The following is a 16,979-nucleotide window of genomic DNA, read 5'->3' on the forward strand; positions in this document are numbered from 1 at the left end:
AAATGGCTTTTAAGATTTCTTAAAAAATCCTAAAAGCCATTGATTTCAACAGTTTTATATCTTGTTATTCTATTTTCTTGACATCAATACTATAGTCTCCACATGCGGCGTTTGAGGAAATAGATCCACAGGTTGAACTTCTTGGATTTGATAGCCCAGATCTACGAATTCTTTGCAGTCTCGAGCCAGGGTGGCGGGATTGCAGGAAATGTAGATGATCTTTCCTGGGGCTAATTGGCCCAGACTTTGGATGAAGCTGGGGTCTAGGCCCTTTCGTGGTGGATCCACAAGGGCTAGGTCAAATTCCAAGCCTTGTTTTTGCCATTGAGGAAGGATTTTTTCCGCCTTACCAGCTTGGAAATAGACATTGGTAATTTGGTTTATTTTTTTATTTTCTTCTGCTGTTTGGATGGCTTCCTTTACGATTTCCATAGCATGGACTAGTCTGGCTTTTTTGGCCAAGTGGAGGCTAATGGTCCCTAGACCGCAATAGGCATCCAAAACTCTTTCTGTCCCTTGGAGTTGGGCATAGTCCAGGGCCAGCTGGTAGAGGACTTCTGTTTGAGGGGTATTGACTTGGTAAAAGGCTTGGGGGCTTTGATAAAAGCTTAAGTCCAAGAGCTGGTCTTTTAAGTACTTGTCGCCCCAAAGGATCTTGGTTTTTCTCCCCAATATTTCCTGGTGGTCTTTTTCTTGTTTATTTTGGGCTATGGAAACCAGCTGGGGTATTTGGTCCTTCAGGTCTTGGTAGAGGGCTTGGTCCCCTAGAGGGGTTTCATTTTTACAGACAAAGAGAATCATAATCTCCCCGCTATAGTGGCCTCTTTTTAGGATAATATGGTGGAGGTTACCCTGTTTGCTTATGGGGTCATAGGCTTGGATCTTATGTTTTCTCAAGATGTCTCGAGCCTTAAAGATGCTTTCTTCCAGGGGCTTTTCCGCCAGGTAGGTCTGGTCTACGGGGATGAAGTCGTGGCTTTTACGGCCAAAGATGCCAAATTCCAACCGGCCCTGGATGTCTTTTACAGCTAGGGTCATTTTATTGCGATAAAACCATGGATGGTCCATGGTTTTAAGGGGCTTGATCTTAATGTTTCTTTGCCCGGCAATTCTTTCCAAGGCTTGCTTGACGACATTTTCTTTAAAGGCTTTTTGCCCCTGGGCATTGAGGATTTGTAGGGGCATAATGGGCATGAGGGTGGGATCTTTGGCCTCTTGTCTTTGGGGACTTGCTTGCAGAATTTCTACTAGGTTTCCTGAGGCGAATTTTTTTCCTTTTTTCGTGACTTGGTAGAGGATTCTTTCTCCCGCTAGGGCCCCGGGAATAAAGATGGGAAACCGTCCTTCTTTTACGACTCCCCGCCCATCATGGGTCATGTTTTCTACTTGTCCTTCTAGGTATTCTTTCATGCTGGTCCTACTTAATCAGGTCGATACTATAGTCTTTAATGGTGGCTAGACGGTTTTTATAGAGGCGACCAGCTGCACGTTTAAAGGCTTTTTTGGATAGTTTGGTGGCCTGGTAGATCTTTTCCGGCGAGGACTTGTCTCCCAGGTCCAGGTGGCCCTTGTTGCGTTTTAAAATGGTTAGGAGGGTTTGGGCATCTTTTTCCAAACGAGTGGACACGGAGGCCTTGGTTGTCATGGTAATTTTTCCGTCTTCATGGGCGAAAATTACCCGTCCTTGGACTTCTTCTCCTGTAATGTAGATTCCTGTGGCTTCTTTTTCCGGAATCAAGCCATCGTATTGGTAGTCAATGGCCACAAAGTAGCCTAGTTTGGCCTTGTGGTGGTAGACAACGCCCTTGACTTGGTCTCCGGGATGGAAGGTCTTGTTGCCCTTTAAGTGGTCTTTAATCTTGCTGGTCAAGGCCAGACGGTTGGATTTGTCTATATAGAGGTAGAAGAGCTGGACTGACCCTTCTTTTAGGGGGTAGACTTGCTCTGTAAAGGGACATAGGACATCCCGGTCGATGCCAATATCTACAAAGGCTCCAATTTTCGTAGCACTCACCACTCTTAAGGGGCGGATTTGCCCCAGGGTAATCTTGGGTTCTTGGATGGTGGCTTGAAGTTTCTTGTCGTGGTCTTTATAGATAAAGGCTAGAACTTTGTCATTTTCTTTCAAGTCATTTTCACGAAAAGGAATCCTTTGACCTTCTAGGTCACAATAAAAGTTTTTTCCTTCTTTTTTTACTTCTACTTCAATTTGCTTTCCTAATGCATTCATTTTAGGACTCCTTTTTCTTTTAAATATTGGGCAATACACATTTTTCCATAGCCAAAGGTGGCTTGGTTCATCTGTCCGATATAAAGACTGCCCTTGGGTAGGTCTTTCAACACCTGGATGGCGTAGTAGGTGAAATCAGGCCATTGGCCCAGGAGGGTGATGGTTTCCAAGGCTCCCTTGGCCTCCATCAGGTCGTAGTACCTGGCCAGGATCATGCCAAATTTTACGGCTTCAATTTCTTCTGAATACCGCATCAGGTACAGACTCAAGCCCAGGTAGGGCAGGTCTCCTGCATCTTCTTCCCGGTACATCCATTGGTGGTAGTGGTCCAGGACTTCCAGGGTCTTGTGATTTTTAAAAAAGTCATTGATTTGACTTGGACTGGTGGTTTCTTTGTAAAAATAGGACAGGATTGCTGCATCCAGCCCATCTGTATCCTTGCTGGGAGGGACTTTTTCCCCCTTCATAACCCGATATTCCAACTCACCTGGGTCGGAATGGTAGAGTTCCCTCATGGGAACGTATTGTTCTAATTGGACGGGTCGTTTTTCCCAATCGGTCATTTTTTTATATATGGTGGCTTTTTTCTTTTTTGACCATGGCCATTTCATTTTTTGCCCCCTATTCGTCGTTTTGCTTTGAATCTCCCCCACTGCTTCTTGTTCCTACTAAAAGGACCCGGTCTCGGCCAATGTAGGTGGAGGTGGATATTTGTTTCTTTTCAAGGACTTGTCCATCCTTGATAATTTCTTTATAGGTCCTATAGCTATAGCCATTGTGGCCGCTTTCTTTGACCTCTGTTTCCCCCTTGGCCAGGGAATCTGTGTAGATGGTTTTTGTCCTGGGTTTATTGGTAGAAACGAGTTGTGGGATAATTTTAACTTCATAATCCTTGTCTTCCTTGGAGCCAAAGATTTGAAAGGTCAGTTCTCTGCCATCAGCCTGGGCCCCTATATAGATGGGGTGGCTAAAGTCATTTTGAAAGACTAGGTTTTTATAGCCGGTAGCTACGGCCGCATCAGTTCCATTTTTTACATAGCCAATGGGCCTGGAGTGGTTGTGTCTTTCGATAATGTTGGCATCCGCCCGAATTAGGGCATTGTATAGGGTGGTGGATACTTGACAGATCCCACCGCCTACTCCTCGGTCAAATTCGCCATTTCGAATAACCCCAGCCACCTTAAAGCCGGCTTCTTTGGTGATTTGGTCCATCTTGTCATTAAAGGAAACTTGTTCTCCAGGCTTTAGGATGGTATGGTTTAATTTTTCTGCCCCTAGGGCAATGTTGTATTTCCTATTTTTTTCACTGCTTGCATAATTGCTGGTAAATTCTCCCAAAACAGAATCCATTTTTTCCAACATCTTGGCTTGGACATCTGCTGGCCGATCAAAGACGGGAAGGACAATGGCTTGACTCCCATCCCAATTTTCCAAGGCTTCCCTGGTTAGGTTGGTATCCAGGTAACGACCATCCTGGTCTTGGACTAGATGGACTTGACCATCTTCTATAGAGAGTTGAGCATCTTTTGCCAGGATGAAAAGGTCATCTGCCAGGCCATGAAGATAGTCATCTAGCTTGTCCCCCTTAAAAGCTCCCTGGATGGGAAGGGGTTGGCGAAAGAGGCTATAAAAGGCATCCAAAAAGTCAGCTCCCTTGTTGCCTGACCGGCCAATTCTATAGGCCTGGTCCACCATGGCATCAATTTCATAGCTATAGCCCAAGTCTCTTAGGCTGGTGCGGTAGTGTTTGTCTTGGTATTCTAAATCAAGGGTCTTGTCTAGGTTGGCATCCAAGTCTTCTTCCAATTTCTGTTTGGCTTCTGCCTTGGTCATAGAGCCAAGGCCTAGCTTCCCAACCCGGACTCCGGGATAGATTTTATCGGATTGATGAACGATTAGGCCGTAGCCTAAGGCTAGAACTAGGAGGGCTAAAAGGGTTAAGATAATCTTTCCCCACAGGCTTCCTAGTAGCTGGTCTTTTATCCATTTCATTTTTTCGACTCCTGGTTTTTATGGTAATAGTAACAAACTTCTGTCAGGGAACAAATCTCACACTTGGGACTTCTAGAGGCACAAATCCTACGGCCTAAGAAGATTAAAAGGTGGTGAGTCTTGGTCCACCGATCTTTTGGGATGGCCTTTTGTAGCTGGACTTCTGTTTCCTCTACTGTCTTGGCCTTGGCCAGGCCAATCCGGTTGCTGGTCCGAAAGACATGGGTATCTACGGCAATGGCATCCACTCCAAAACAGGTGGAGGCCACGACATTGGCTGTTTTTTGTCCCACTCCTGGGAGCTTGACCAATTCTTCAATGGTCTCCGGCACTTGGGACTGGTAGTCTTCCACTAAAATTTTTGCTGTAGCTACAATATTCTTGGCCTTATTTTTATAAAATCCACAAGACCGGATTAGGGGTTCCAGGCCCTGGACTCCCAGGTCTACAAAGTCTTGGGGGGTCTTGTATTTTTTATAAACTTCCTTGGTTACCATGTTGACCCGGACATCAGTACATTGGGCAGAAAGAATGGTGGCTACCAACATTTCAAAGGGGTTGGATGCCACTAGTTCAGGTTTGGCATCTGGAAAGGTCTCTTCTAAGCGGTCTAAAATCCAGCTAACTTCTTTTTTTGTGAATTTTTTTGCCAATGGTCTACTCCTTACTTTTCCGGGCCCAATAGGCCTCTATAGACTTAAAATTTTCCATCCATTGTTTTTTACCCCGCCAGGCTCCAGTTAGGTGGCCATACTTTTTCTTAAATTCTCGGTTGGACAGGTCTTGGATTTCTTCCTTGCTGATACCTTCCTTTAAGACTTGGTCTAGGGATGTCAAGGGAACATGCTTATTTTTAGGGCAAACCTCCTGGCAGACATCGCAGCCATAGAGTCTGGGCCCTAGCTGTCTAGAACCTTCCTCCAGACTTTGGGTCTTGTAGGAAAGACAAGACATGGGGTCTAAAACTCCCCCTCCCTTTAGGGCGCCTCCAGGACAAGCCTTAATACAAAGCTTACAAGAGCTACAGGTCCCTCCCACTTCTCCATCATAGGGGAAGGTTTTTTCTGTTAATATTAAGCCCAGGGCCAGGTAGGTCCCATAGACTGGGTGGATTAGGGCTGTATTTTCCCCAATATAACCCAGGCCGGCCCTTTGGGCAAAGGCCCTTTCCATCAAGGGGTGGGAATCCACCATAAGCTTGGCCTGGTCTTCTAGTTTTAAGAGCTGGCAAAGCTTATTTCCAGATTCTTTTAAAACAGTATGGTAGTCGGGAATCCGGCTGATTCCCGCCAAAAGCCCTTGACCTTTTTTTAGCTGAATGGGCCTAGTCTTGGTGTTGATGCCAAAAACCAGGACACTTTTTACCGGGCTATAGTGTAGAGAGGGATCCAATCTTTCTTCAATTCTCTGCCCTTCATATTTGCACAGGCCAAAATGAGCCTGCCGGTCTAGTAGGTAGGCTTTTTCTTTTTCTAAAGGCCTTGCAGAGCAAAAACCCAGGACATCTAGGCCTGCTTTTTTTAAGATTGCTTCCCGATCCATCTCTTCCTCCGTCCTTCTATTATACTGGATATAGCTTGGGATTTAAACGGACTGGGGCAAATAAAAAAGAATAAATTTCCAAGAATCTTGGAAATTTATTCTTTTTTGTATTCTTTAAAACTTTTCCTTTAAGGCACTTTATTTCCGTTCATTTAAGAAGTCGTTAATCTTAGGCGCAACTTCTCTTTGGCTACGTCCACTGACAAAAATTCCAATATGGCCTGTGTTGAATTCTGCTAATTCCTTATCTTTGGATCCTACTGCATCCATAATGGGTCTAGTAGCTGCTGGTGGTACTTGGTTGTCCTTTTGGCCTAAAATAACCAGGATTGGACAGGTGATTTTCTTTAAGTCTACCTCTTGACCTTCCAGCTTATACTCTCCCTTATAGAGGGCATTCTTGTGGTACATTTCTTCTGTAAATTCTCGAATAGTGGCTCCTGCTTGACCGGGAGAATCAAAAATCCATTGTTCCATCCTCATAAAGTTCGCCATCTTCATGGGGTCGTCTAGGTCTGGAATCAAGTTAATATACTTGCCAACAGCCAGGTCAAAGGGTTTTAACATTAAGAAACCTGCATTCATAAAGTCTCCAGGAACAACTCCATAGGCTTCTGCTGCCTTACCCATATTTAGGTATTTACCCCACTTAAAGAGGAGGCCATCATCGGTAGAGAAGTCAAGAGGAGTAACTAGAGTTACTAGGTTCTTAATCTTGTCTTGGTTCAAGGCTGTATAAATCAAGGAGAAGGTACCCCCTTGGCAAACACCTAAGAGGTTGACCTTGTCAATTTTCTTTTCTTTTAAAATAAAGTCCACACAACTGTCAATATAGCCGTTGATATAGTCTCCCATAGTCAGGTATTGGTCTTCTTGGGTTGGGTATCCCCAATCGATAATATAGATATCTTGACCGCCATCTAAGAGCTTACGGATCAAGGACCGGTCTTCTTGAATATCCATCATATATTGCTTGTTCACTAGGGCATAAACAATCAAAATAGGATACTTGTTGGGGTCTTTTACCCGAGGACTATAGTGGTAGAGCTTCATCTTATCCATTTCAAAAACCAATTCTTTTTCAGTTTCATTGGAGCCTGAATAGTCTACATCCATCATAGTGGTTAATCCAGCTAAGATTTTTTGTTGGCTTTCAAAAAGTTTTTTCATACTATCCATCATTGTTTCATTCAAGTTTTCCAAAACTTCTCCTCCTATTTATCTGTACTGGTGGTTTTACTGGCGGTTGTGGTTTTGCGAGTTCGAGTAGCCGGTTTTGCTGGCTTTTCTTCTTGCTTTTCACCCTTTATTTCTTCCAGTTCTTTCTTAAGGCTGCGTACTTCCTTTTTCAAGTCATAAACTGTCTTGTAAAGACTGTTTATATCTGTTTTCAAGGCTACAGGTAGGGGACTTAATTGCATTTCTAAAATTTTATCATTGGCAATTTTAAAGTCCATGGCAGCTTCCATATAGGTACTCAGTAGTTTAGAAAATTCATCAGAATAGAAAAGACCATCAAAAGCCTTGTCTAAAGAGGACCGCCAAAGTTCATAGAATTCTTCCATGGTCTTGGGTTGTTCTCCTTCTTGAACTCTTTCCAGAGCCTCTTCATAAACATCCAGAGTGTTTTTATTGGCCAGGATTAAAATTCTAGCTACAAGTTCCATTTGGTAACTAACCATTTTAATAAAGCGATCTGTCGCCTTTAAGATTTCTTCTTGTTTTTGTCCAGAAATCCCCATAGCTGGTAGGTCTAGGATTCTACTGATTGTGTTAGAATAGTCTTTTTGCCATTCTTCAAAGAAGTCTAAGAATCCTTCAGGATCCTTATAAATTCCCTTCATAAAGGCATCCATTAGGGGACGGAAATTATCCATCCAGGGTTCGTAGAAGTAGGAGAAGGACTTTTCCATATTCTTCCCTAACTTCATGGTTTCCTTCCACATTTCTGCCAAGTCATTGGGTAGGAAGGGAATATAGATCTCTTCTAGGTACTTTCCACTTTTTTCCATCCATCCCTTGATGATATTTTCCATATTTTTTTCTTTAGGTTGGATGCTTTGGTCGATAAAGTTTTTGTAAGCTTCATACATATTGTAGTAAACTTCAGAAGCCTTGGTCATTTTATCCCAAACTTCTTTGGGACTTCCTGTGTAGTCAGCAAAGGCCTTAAAGTTTGGTTGGTCCCACCACTTCCATAAATCTTTAAATTCTTCCATGGACCCCCATTGGTTCTTGGTGGCTTCTTGGGTCATTTCTTTCCACTCTTCCATTAATTTCTTTTGTGCGTCCAAATAGTCTGTAAACATATTGTTCATAAAATTCACGTTCTATCCTCCTAGTCTTTTTTCACAAGTGCTTCTCCAGTAATTACTTTCTTTCCATCTTGGTTGACAACTACAGTTTCAAAGAAAATCATGTGCTTGTCATCTCTTTTTTTCACAACCTTTACTCTGGCTGTAATTTCATCACCTATATAAACTGGAGCTAGGAAATTTAATGTTTGGGACATATATATGGTGTTTACGCCAGGTAACTTTGTTCCAAGAACTGCTGAAATTAATGATGCTCCAATGATGCCATGGGCAATTCTTTTTTTAAAGATAGTTTTTCCTGCAAATTCTTCATCTAGATGAAGAGGATTGGTGTCTAGGGAGACTTCACTAAATTTCTGAATGTCCTCCTCTGTAACAACTTTTGAAATCTCTGCTTCATCGCCGATTTTAATTTCATCGTACATTTTTTCTACATAGTTTCCACTCATTACTGTCTCCCCTTCTTTCTTTTTAATCTTCCGACTATCTTATTCATAGTATACCCTATTTGGAATTTTTTATTTCTTTATTTTGATAAATCACCATAAAACTTTGTTCATAATTTTATACAAAAAGAACCTGCCTAAGCAGGTTCTTTTTGTGGATACATTGGTCGGAGTGAGAGGATTTGAACCTCCGACTTCATGATCCCGAATCATGCGCGCTACCAAACTGCGCTACACCCCGTAATAAAAAAATGGTCGGGGTGAAAGGATTCGAACCTTCGACCCCATGGTCCCAAACCATGTGCGCTACCAAACTGCGCTACACCCCGACAAAAATTTAAATAAAGTTTTCAAGCAATCTTCTATATTATAGCAAAACTTCTTGGCCTTTGCAAGTATTTTTACTCTTTCTTTATAGATTTCTTACTTCATGTCTTTTAACGACATATACTATCTTACATCATTTGATGAAAAATTGCAATTGCTTTCTTCCATAAAATCAATTTTTTCTACTTCTATTTATCTTAATTAAAAAGAAAAAAGATACAGGGAAACCCTGTATCTTTTCGTCTTTATAAAGAATAATTAATTAATCAATTTCTTCTTTAAGAGCTTTTTCTTTTTGGTATTCTTCAATTAACTTAGGAACGATAGCGTTTAAGTCTCCTACGATTCCTAGATCAGCTACATCAAAGATTGGTGCAGTGTCATTTTTGTTAATTGCAATGATTAAATCAGATTCTTCCATACCAGCTAAATGTTGGATGGCTCCGGAAATACCAAAGGCAAAGTATAGGTCTGGACGAACTGTTTTACCTGTTTGACCAACTTGACGATCTTTTTCGATCCAGCCAGCGTCAACAGTTGCACGAGAAGTAGAAACTTCCCCGCCAAGTTCTTCAGCCAATTGTTGTAATTGTTTGAATCCTTCTGGTCCACCGATTCCACGGCCACCGGATACAAGGATGTTTGCTTCGGTAATATCTTTTTTCTTTTCTTCTTCTTTTGCAATTTCACGAACAGTTACGTTCATGTCAGCATCAGAAAATTCAACTTTTTCTTCGATAAGTTCACCTGTACGGTCATGGTCTGTAGCCAGGGGAGTCATTACGCCTGGACGTACTGTTGCCATTTGTGGACGGTGTTCTTCACAAAGAATAGTTGCCATTAAGTTTCCACCGAAAGCTGGACGAGTCATCATAAGGTTTTTAGATTCTTCGTCGATTTCAAGGCTTGTACAGTCTGCTGTTAATCCAGTGTGAATTCTTGCAGCTAGTCTTGGTGCAAGGTCACGACCGATGGAAGTTGCTCCGTAAAGAACAATTTCTGGATCATATTTTTCAGTAATTTGGAAAATAGCTTTTGCATATGGTTCTGTTACATATTCTTTTAGCATTGGGTCATCTACTACGATAACTTTATCTGCACCATGGTGGAACAAAACTTCTGCTTGGTCTTTGATGTTGTCGCCAAGTAACATAGCTACAACTTCTTGACCTAAATCTTTTGCAAGTTCATTGGCCTTACCTAAAAGTTCGATACCAACTTTTTGCAATACGCCGTCTCTTTGTTCTGCAAAGACAAATACATTTTTACTCATTTTATCACGCTCCTATTGGTTCGACTCTTAGATAATATATTTTTCTTTCATCTTAGCGATGATAGCATGTGCTGCTTCTTCTGGTGATAAGTCTTCTAACTTAACGCCAGCGCCCTTACCTTGTTTTGGATAAGATTTCTTAACTTTTGTTGGAGAACCTTTAAGTCCAATGTTTGCAAGATCAAGGTGTTCTTTAATATCATCGAGACCCCAAATCTTAAGGTCGTGTTTGTAAGCATCAAAAATTCCGCCAACAGTCATGTATCTTGGTTCTGCTAATTCAGTTAAAGCAGTAACTAGACATGGTGTTTTCACATCAATGATGTGGTAACGGTCTTCAAATTGACGTTTTACAGTTACAGTATCTCCATTTACAGATAGGTCTTCTGCATAAGTTACTTGAGGAATATTCAAGTGTTCTGCAATTTGTGGACCAACTTGTGCTGTATCCCCATCAATTGCTTGACGACCAGTGATAATTAAATCATAGTCACCAATAGTTTCTAGAGCACCTGCAATTGTACAGGAAGTTGCCCATGTATCAGCTCCACCAAATGCACGGTCTGTCAATAGGATTGCTTCGTCAGCACCCATAGCTAAAGATTCTCTTAGAGCATCTTCAGCTTGTGGGGGTCCCATTGAAAGGATTGTTACATGAGTATCTGGGTTTTGGTCTTTAATTCTAAGTGCTGTTTCAATAGCTGCCTTATCATCTGGGTTGATGATACTTGGAACCCCTTCACGAATTAATGTGTTTGTTTTTGGGTCCAAACGCACTTCTGTTGTATCTGGTACTTGTTTTACACAAACAATTATTTTCATAGTTTAACCTCCAATTAATCTCTTATTTTACGCCCATCCAACCACTGATGACCATACGCATTACTTCACTCGTACCTTCATAGATTTCAGTGATCTTCGCATCACGCATCATACGTTCAATTGGATAGTCTCTAGTGTATCCGTATCCACCAAATAATTGTAGACAACGTCTTGTTACATCACTTGATGTTTCAGAAGCGAATAATTTAGCCATTGCTGCATAGTGACCATATTTTTCTCCACGGCCCTTTGTATCTGCTGCACGGTAAACTAACAATTGAGCAGCTTCTGTTTTAGCCTTCATGTCTGCTAATTGGAATTGTGTATTTTGGAATTGAGAAATACGACGTCCGAATTGGACTCTTTCTTTTGTATATTGAACAGTTTGGTCAATAGCGCCTTCTGCAATACCTAAAGCTTGAGCAGCGATTCCGATACGTCCACCGTCAAGAGTCTTCATTGCTAGAGCAAAGCCCTTGCCTTCGCGGCCAAGAAGATTTTCTTTTGGAATACGGCAGTTTTCAAAGATTAATTCACAAGTAGAAGATCCGCGAATCCCCATCTTGTCTTCTGGTTCACTTACAGAGAATCCTGGAGTTCCTTTTTCTACGATAAAGGCACTGATTCCGTGGTTTCCTGGTGCTTTACGGTCGGTTTTTCCGATAACGATAAAGGTATCAGCAAATCCGGCGTTTGTGATAAAGATTTTTGTTCCGTTTAGGATCCATTCGTCTCCATCAAGTTCTGCATAAGTTTGTTGTCCTGATGCATCTGTACCAGCGTTTGGTTCTGTTAAACCGAAGGCACCAATTTTTTTACCAGATAATAAGTCAGGTAAGTATTTTTTCTTTTGTTCTTCTGTCCCATTTTCGTAGATTGGTGCTGCGCATAGAGACGTATGTGCTGAAACGATAACACCTGTAGTAGCACAAACCTTGGAAAGTTCTTCAACAGCCATTGCATAAGCAATGTAGTCTGCTCCTTGTCCACCATATTCTTTTGGGAAAGGAATTCCGAAGAATCCAGCCTTGGCCATTTTCTTGATGTTTTCGTATGGAACTTTTTCGTCTGCATCTACTTCAGCAGCGATTGGTTCAACTTCAGTTTGAGCAAATTCTTCATATAATTTACGAAGTAAAATATGCTCCTTATCCATTTTAAAATCCATTTGATATCCCCCTTGTACGTAATTTTTCTGATATTTTCTTTCGCATAAAATACCAAACTGCACTGTTAATAACATAACATAGATGGTAAAACTTTTCAACCCTTTGCCCTTAAGAATTCATTTATTCGCTAAAATACACTCCTCTTTTGGCCAAAGTTTTGATTGAAAACCATTCCACCATTAATTATATAACATTATATTTTATTGTAAAGCTGTTTTCCAAAAATGTTTGTAAGAGCTTGATAAAGAATTCCCAAAAAAATATTCTAGCTTGAGCTAGAATATTTTTATATCCAAAATGGATAGGTCATCTTTGAATTTGTTGCCTGTGAATTTCCCAAGGTCCTCTTGGACCCTTTTGATGCTATCCCAGGGGTCTTGGACCAGGACTTCTCTCAAGCGGTCCAAGCCATACTCTTCCTGGTCCCTATTAGTGGATTCAATAAGACCATCTGTATAGAGGAAAAGATGGTCTCCGGGATAGGCGGAAATTTCCTTCTGGCTATAGTTGACCTCTTGAAAGTAGGACATAATGGGTAGGCCCGGTGTCTCGAGATCTTCTGCCCTTCCCTGCCTATAAAGGATGGGAGGGCAATTATGGCCTGCATTGGCATAGGAAATCTTATGATCCTTGCTGTCATAGACGCCATAAAAAATCGTAAAATAGAGACTTGTATCCAAGTGAAGGTCAATAAATTTTTTATGGAGCAGGGTCAAGGTTTTTACTGGATCCAAGAGGGTTTTACTATCCATGGTCCGCATGGCCTGGTTGATAAACATGGTCGTCATTCCTGAAGCAAAACCATGGCCTACTGTATCGCTAATATAGAAGGCAACCTTGTGGTCTTGGATGGGAAAAAGGTCAAACAAGTCTCCGCTAATGATGTCTTGGGGCAGATAGAGATAGTTGACCTTTAGGTTTTTTAAAAAACCTTTTTCTGGGAGTAGGGCCTGTTGGATTAAGGTGGCCATAGCCATTTCATGATTCATGGTCTTATTTCTTTCCACCAATTCTTCATGTAGGATCCGGTCCCTGGTGTTTTTCCGAAAAACTTCCACCGCCCCTACCAATTCCCCATTTCCATTCCATAGGGGAGAGGTCTTTACCGAATAGGACTGGTTTTTATAGTATTGATCTTGTTGGATTACCTCGCCGGTTTCAAGAGTTCGCCGAGTTACAGAAAAATCATTTAAAAGTTGCTTGGCTAGTTTGTCTTTTTCATAGGCGGATAGGTCTCCTCCCAAGCTATCTTCCATGGCTCCATTCATATAGATGACATCATTATCTACATCCACCACCCGGACAAAATCGGCAATGCTATTGATGATTTGGAAAAAGAATTCTCGGGAATAACGTCTTCTCCCCTGATTTTTTGAATCCATACCAGCCCTCCAAGTCTTGAATTTATTTTAGGTCGGCTTCAAAATCAACCATGATGGTTTCATCTTCACAATAACGGGCAAAGGCGTAAATAGTGTCAGCCAAACGGTTGACAAATTTTACCACATTGGGGTCTACATAGGCTTGGCCTTGTAGGCTAACAATCCGGCGTTCTGCCCGACGGCAAACTGTCCGAGCCAGATGTAAAAAGGCGGCAGCCTTGCTGGTTCCTTGAAGGACAAAGCCTGTAAATTTGCCTGCTTTAGCCATGTATTTGTCTACAAGTTCTTCCAAAATGTGGATGTCTTCTTCTGTGATAAAATGGCGGACCTTGTCTTGGTTGGAGGTGGCCAAGTTTTCACTAACGACAAAGAGTTTATTTTGAATGGACATCAATTCCTTTTTCAAGTCCTCATCTTCAATATAGTTATTACAAACTCCTAAAGCGGCACTGAGTTCATCTACCGTTCCATAGCTTTCAACTCGAACATCGTCCTTGCTGACACGAACAGAATCAAATAGGGATGTGGTTCCCTTATCTCCAGTTTTTGTATAAATTTCCATTTTCTCACTCCTTTTTACTTTCTTGGGGGTCTCGGTCCATAATATTGGTAGTAATCGACCTTAATCCGCCCATTATATAGTTTTCTCTTTCTTGATGGTTTCTTGCCAAAGGCTTTGGGAAAGTCTTCGTCACTGGTTACCACATAGTAGCTCCAAGTGGGGTCTGCCTGAGCATAGTCTCTTAGGGTCTGGTAGATTTTTTCATTGTCTTTCTGACTTCCAATCCTGTGACCATAGGGTGGGTTGGTGATTAAAACACCATAGGCCTCCCGGGGCTTGTAGTCCTCAATGGAAGCTGTAACAAAGTGGATGTCTGCATCCACCCCGGCTGCTTCGGCATTCTTCTTTCCTGCTCGAATGGCTTGAGGATTGATATCTGAAGCATAGACCTTAAGATCGCTTTCTGCGTCAATGGCTCCAAAGGCCTCCCGGCGGATTTTTTTCACTGCCTCCGGGTCCATGCCTTGAAAGTATTCACAATCAAAGTGCCGGTTGAGGCCTGGGGCAATATTTCTCGCCTTCATACAAGCTTCAATGGCAATGGTTCCTGACCCACAAAAGGGGTCCCATAAGACTCGGTCCTTATTGTAGTAGCTTAGGTCCACCAGGCAGGCTGCCAGGGTTTCTGTCAAGGGTGCCTCCACCGTTTCCAAGCGGTAGCCCCTCTTATGGAGTCCATCTCCTGAGGTATCCAAGAGGATTTGGGCCTGGTCCTTAAAAAGGATGACCTCAATCTTGTAACGGGCTCCACTCTTGGGATACCAAGCCATGGAATAAGTTTGATTTAGCTTGTCAATCAAGGCTCTTTCCGTAATCCTTTGACAGTCCGACACACTAAAGAGTTTACTCTTGGCTGACCGTCCTTGGACCATAAAGTTGGCATCCTTAGGCAGGATTTCTCCCCAAGGAAGAGCTAAAACTCCTTGGTAGAGCTCTTCAAAGGTCTTGGCCGGAAAAGAGGCCAACTGGATGTGGACCCTTTCTGCACATCGAAGCCAAAGATTGGCCCGGTAAATTTCTTCCAGGTTGGCTTCAAAATAGACCCGACCATCCTGGATTTGGATTTCTGAAGAAACAATTTTTTCAAGCTCTCTTTTTACAATGGCTTCGACCCCAAAATTCGCCGTCGCCAGACACGTATACTTTTTCACACTTCACCTCTGTAAGCTATTATACAAGATATTTATAAAGACTTCTAGGCCTTTCAAAAAAGACCTGGGTCTCTTTTCTTCCCTCCCTAAAGATTCTCCCCTGCTTTGAAAGATTTTATTTTCTTACTTTAAAATTTTATATAAATCTGTTAAAATAAAGATGTTCGAAGAAAGTTATGTTAAGGAGGCTTATTGATTATGAAATTAACTGAAACTGTCCAATCTGGCGATTGGAAAAACGAAAAACACGTACCTGTCATCCATATTGAAAACAAAGATGGCAACACAGTTGTTAATGTTCGTGTTGGAGAAGAAATTGAACATCCAAACACTTTAGAACACCACATCCAATGGATTAAAGTTTTCTTACAAAAAGAAGGATCCAAGTTCCCTATCGAAATTGGCTCTTACCAATTCTCTGCCCATGGAGAAGATGACATTTGCACAAAACCATGTGTTCATGCTTGCTTAAATGGAACTTGCTCTGGAACAATCTACGCATTGAGCTATTGCAATATCCATGGCTTATGGGAAAATTCTGAAGAATTTTAAGACTGACCATGTATAGAAAAAAGGAAGGCAATTCGCCTTCCTTTTTTATTGCTTATAAAGCCTACTTTCTATCGAAAAATCTATCAAATCCCATCAATCAAGTTTTTTCCGAACTCCGTAGTCTTGAAAGGCCAAAACCATTCTTTCCATTTCCTCTTTAGGGAGGTTTTTCACTGGCCCCAAGGTTGAAGCTTGAACATAGACAAAGGCACAAAACTCCAAGGTCTTGGCCAGGTCATAGGCCTCTTTCAAATTAGCCCCATAGGCCACCAGGCCGTGGTGGGACAGGATAACAGCCTTGTTGCGCCCAAAGGCCTTACAGGCTTCCCTGGCCAAATCCTGGGTTCCAAAAGAGGCATAGGAAGCTACTTGGATGGGGTCCGGACCGGCAGAAGCCATGAGGTAGTGCATGGTGGGCAGGGACCTTTCCAGGGCCGCCAAAACATTGATGTAGTTGGAATGGGTATGGACTATGGCCTGGGCCTGGCTATATTTTTCATAGATCAGGGAGTGGAGGTGGTATTCACTAGAGGGGTTTTGGCCCGGCTTTTTCTCTCCTCCGACTTCCATCTCTACCAGGTCCTTATCCTCCAAGCTCTCATAGGCTTGACCTGAAGGGGTAATCAGATAGGTCTCGGGACTTAATCGCCGACTAATATTTCCCCCTGTACCAAAGGTCAGGCCATCTTTTAACATGGTTTTGGAATAGTCAATAACAGGATCCATGGTTCCTCCTAGTCCAAGTCAAAAAAGTCATTTTGTCGCAGGGCTTCAAAAAGGACAATATTGGCTGAATTGGCCAGGTTTAAAGACCGTCTCAACTCTGTCCGCATGGGAACCCGGATGAGTTGGTCTTGGTACTTGTCCATAATTTCTTTGGGAAGACCCGAGGTTTCCCGGCCAAAGACAATGGCATCCCCATCCTTGTAGGTCACATCAGTGTAGCGCTTGTGGCCATGGGTGGAGGCAAAGTAAATTTCTCCCTCCATCAGGTCCACTACATCTTCAAAGGAATCATAGTAGGAGATATCCACCAAAGGCCAATAGTCTAGGCCTGCTCTTTTTAAGTGGCTGTCGTCCACAGAAAAACCCAGGGGCTTTACCAGGTGGAGCCTGGTTTTGGTCAGGGCACAGGTCCTGGCAATGGCTCCCGTATTATATGGAATTTCCGGTTGGTATAGAATTATATTTAACATAGGCACTTCCTTTCCTATTT

General features: G+C 42.3%; 18 protein-coding genes and 2 tRNA genes. 1 reads left to right on the plus strand and 19 read right to left on the minus strand.

The window, feature by feature from the left end; translation table 11 throughout:
- Positions 1 to 69 precede the first annotated feature (69 nt).
- The 17 genes from rlmD to CS898_RS07045 all read right to left on the minus strand — a co-directional run bounded on the left by rlmD (position 70) and on the right by CS898_RS07045 (position 15,211).
- Positions 70 to 1,410, minus strand: a complete 1,341-nt coding sequence (gene rlmD, locus CS898_RS06965) for a 23S rRNA (uracil(1939)-C(5))-methyltransferase RlmD (RefSeq protein WP_099208631.1) — start codon at positions 1,408 to 1,410, stop codon at positions 70 to 72.
- 7 nt (positions 1,411 to 1,417) lie between these two features.
- Positions 1,418 to 2,230 (minus strand): S1-like domain-containing RNA-binding protein, encoded by an 813-nt coding sequence (locus CS898_RS06970; protein ID WP_009431722.1) that lies wholly within the window; start codon positions 2,228 to 2,230, stop codon positions 1,418 to 1,420.
- Positions 2,227 to 2,841 (minus strand): hypothetical protein, encoded by a 615-nt coding sequence (locus tag CS898_RS06975; RefSeq protein WP_099208632.1) that lies wholly within the window; start codon positions 2,839 to 2,841, stop codon positions 2,227 to 2,229. The genes CS898_RS06970 and CS898_RS06975 overlap by 4 nt, the downstream gene beginning before the upstream one ends.
- Positions 2,842 to 2,851: 10 nt before the next feature.
- The gene (locus tag CS898_RS06980) at positions 2,852 to 4,222 is read right to left on the minus strand and encodes a VanW family protein (RefSeq protein WP_099208633.1); all 1,371 of its coding nucleotides are present in this window, start codon (positions 4,220 to 4,222) and stop codon (positions 2,852 to 2,854) included.
- A complete protein-coding gene (gene nth, locus CS898_RS06985; protein ID WP_099208634.1) occupies positions 4,219 to 4,875 on the minus strand; it encodes an endonuclease III in 657 nt (218 codons plus the stop codon). Before nth ends, CS898_RS06980 begins: the two co-directional genes overlap by 4 nt.
- A gap of 4 nt (positions 4,876 to 4,879) precedes the next feature.
- Positions 4,880 to 5,764: an epoxyqueuosine reductase gene (locus CS898_RS06990; RefSeq protein WP_099208635.1), complete on the minus strand. Its 885-nt coding sequence runs from the start codon at positions 5,762 to 5,764 to the stop codon at positions 4,880 to 4,882.
- Between the two features lie 138 nt (positions 5,765 to 5,902).
- Positions 5,903 to 6,967: a class III poly(R)-hydroxyalkanoic acid synthase subunit PhaC gene (gene phaC / locus CS898_RS06995; RefSeq protein ID WP_234976043.1), complete on the minus strand. Its 1,065-nt coding sequence runs from the start codon at positions 6,965 to 6,967 to the stop codon at positions 5,903 to 5,905.
- Positions 6,968 to 6,978: 11 nt separating this feature from the next.
- Entirely contained in the window at positions 6,979 to 8,082 is a 1,104-nt protein-coding gene (locus tag CS898_RS07000; RefSeq protein ID WP_234976046.1) for a poly(R)-hydroxyalkanoic acid synthase subunit PhaE, read from the minus strand.
- 20 nt (positions 8,083 to 8,102) lie between these two features.
- Positions 8,103 to 8,528, minus strand: a complete 426-nt coding sequence (locus CS898_RS07005; protein ID WP_009431959.1) for a MaoC family dehydratase — start codon at positions 8,526 to 8,528, stop codon at positions 8,103 to 8,105.
- Between the two features lie 161 nt (positions 8,529 to 8,689).
- Positions 8,690 to 8,766: transfer RNA gene (locus tag CS898_RS07010), tRNA-Pro, on the minus strand.
- Positions 8,767 to 8,777: 11 nt separating this feature from the next.
- A tRNA-Pro gene (locus CS898_RS07015) sits at positions 8,778 to 8,854 on the minus strand.
- A gap of 260 nt (positions 8,855 to 9,114) precedes the next feature.
- On the minus strand, positions 9,115 to 10,125 hold the full coding sequence (locus tag CS898_RS07020) for an electron transfer flavoprotein subunit alpha/FixB family protein (protein ID WP_099208637.1): 1,011 nt from the start codon (positions 10,123 to 10,125) through the stop codon (positions 9,115 to 9,117).
- 27 nt (positions 10,126 to 10,152) lie between these two features.
- Complete coding sequence (locus CS898_RS07025; protein WP_099208638.1) at positions 10,153 to 10,947, minus strand: electron transfer flavoprotein subunit beta/FixA family protein; 795 nt, start codon at positions 10,945 to 10,947, stop codon at positions 10,153 to 10,155.
- A 22-nt stretch (positions 10,948 to 10,969) separates the two neighbouring features.
- Complete coding sequence (locus CS898_RS07030; RefSeq protein WP_009431106.1) at positions 10,970 to 12,115, minus strand: acyl-CoA dehydrogenase; 1,146 nt, start codon at positions 12,113 to 12,115, stop codon at positions 10,970 to 10,972.
- 276 nt (positions 12,116 to 12,391) lie between these two features.
- On the minus strand, positions 12,392 to 13,498 hold the full coding sequence (locus CS898_RS07035) for a PP2C family protein-serine/threonine phosphatase (RefSeq protein ID WP_099208640.1): 1,107 nt from the start codon (positions 13,496 to 13,498) through the stop codon (positions 12,392 to 12,394).
- A gap of 22 nt (positions 13,499 to 13,520) precedes the next feature.
- On the minus strand, positions 13,521 to 14,060 hold the full coding sequence (locus tag CS898_RS07040; RefSeq protein ID WP_099208641.1) for a cob(I)yrinic acid a,c-diamide adenosyltransferase: 540 nt from the start codon (positions 14,058 to 14,060) through the stop codon (positions 13,521 to 13,523).
- 14 nt (positions 14,061 to 14,074) lie between these two features.
- Positions 14,075 to 15,211 (minus strand): THUMP domain-containing class I SAM-dependent RNA methyltransferase, encoded by a 1,137-nt coding sequence (locus CS898_RS07045; RefSeq protein WP_009430234.1) that lies wholly within the window; start codon positions 15,209 to 15,211, stop codon positions 14,075 to 14,077.
- A gap of 198 nt (positions 15,212 to 15,409) precedes the next feature.
- Here CS898_RS07045 and CS898_RS07050 point away from each other — a divergent pair, with 198 nt between their 5' ends.
- Positions 15,410 to 15,763 carry a class II SORL domain-containing protein gene (locus CS898_RS07050; RefSeq protein ID WP_009431648.1) on the plus strand — a complete coding sequence of 118 codons (354 nt, stop codon included), beginning with the start codon at positions 15,410 to 15,412 and terminating at the stop codon, positions 15,761 to 15,763.
- A 93-nt stretch (positions 15,764 to 15,856) separates the two neighbouring features.
- On the opposite strand, the gene CS898_RS07055 is transcribed toward CS898_RS07050, so the two are convergent.
- Positions 15,857 to 16,489 (minus strand): class II aldolase/adducin family protein, encoded by a 633-nt coding sequence (locus CS898_RS07055; RefSeq protein WP_099208643.1) that lies wholly within the window; start codon positions 16,487 to 16,489, stop codon positions 15,857 to 15,859.
- 8 nt (positions 16,490 to 16,497) lie between these two features.
- The gene (gene trmL, locus CS898_RS07060) at positions 16,498 to 16,959 is read right to left on the minus strand and encodes a tRNA (uridine(34)/cytosine(34)/5-carboxymethylaminomethyluridine(34)-2'-O)-methyltransferase TrmL (protein ID WP_009431614.1); all 462 of its coding nucleotides are present in this window, start codon (positions 16,957 to 16,959) and stop codon (positions 16,498 to 16,500) included.
- Positions 16,960 to 16,979: the final 20 nt, after the last annotated feature.

This window comes from Urinicoccus timonensis, assembly GCF_900232945.1.
Lineage (GTDB): Bacteria > Bacillota > Clostridia > Tissierellales > Peptoniphilaceae > Urinicoccus > Urinicoccus timonensis.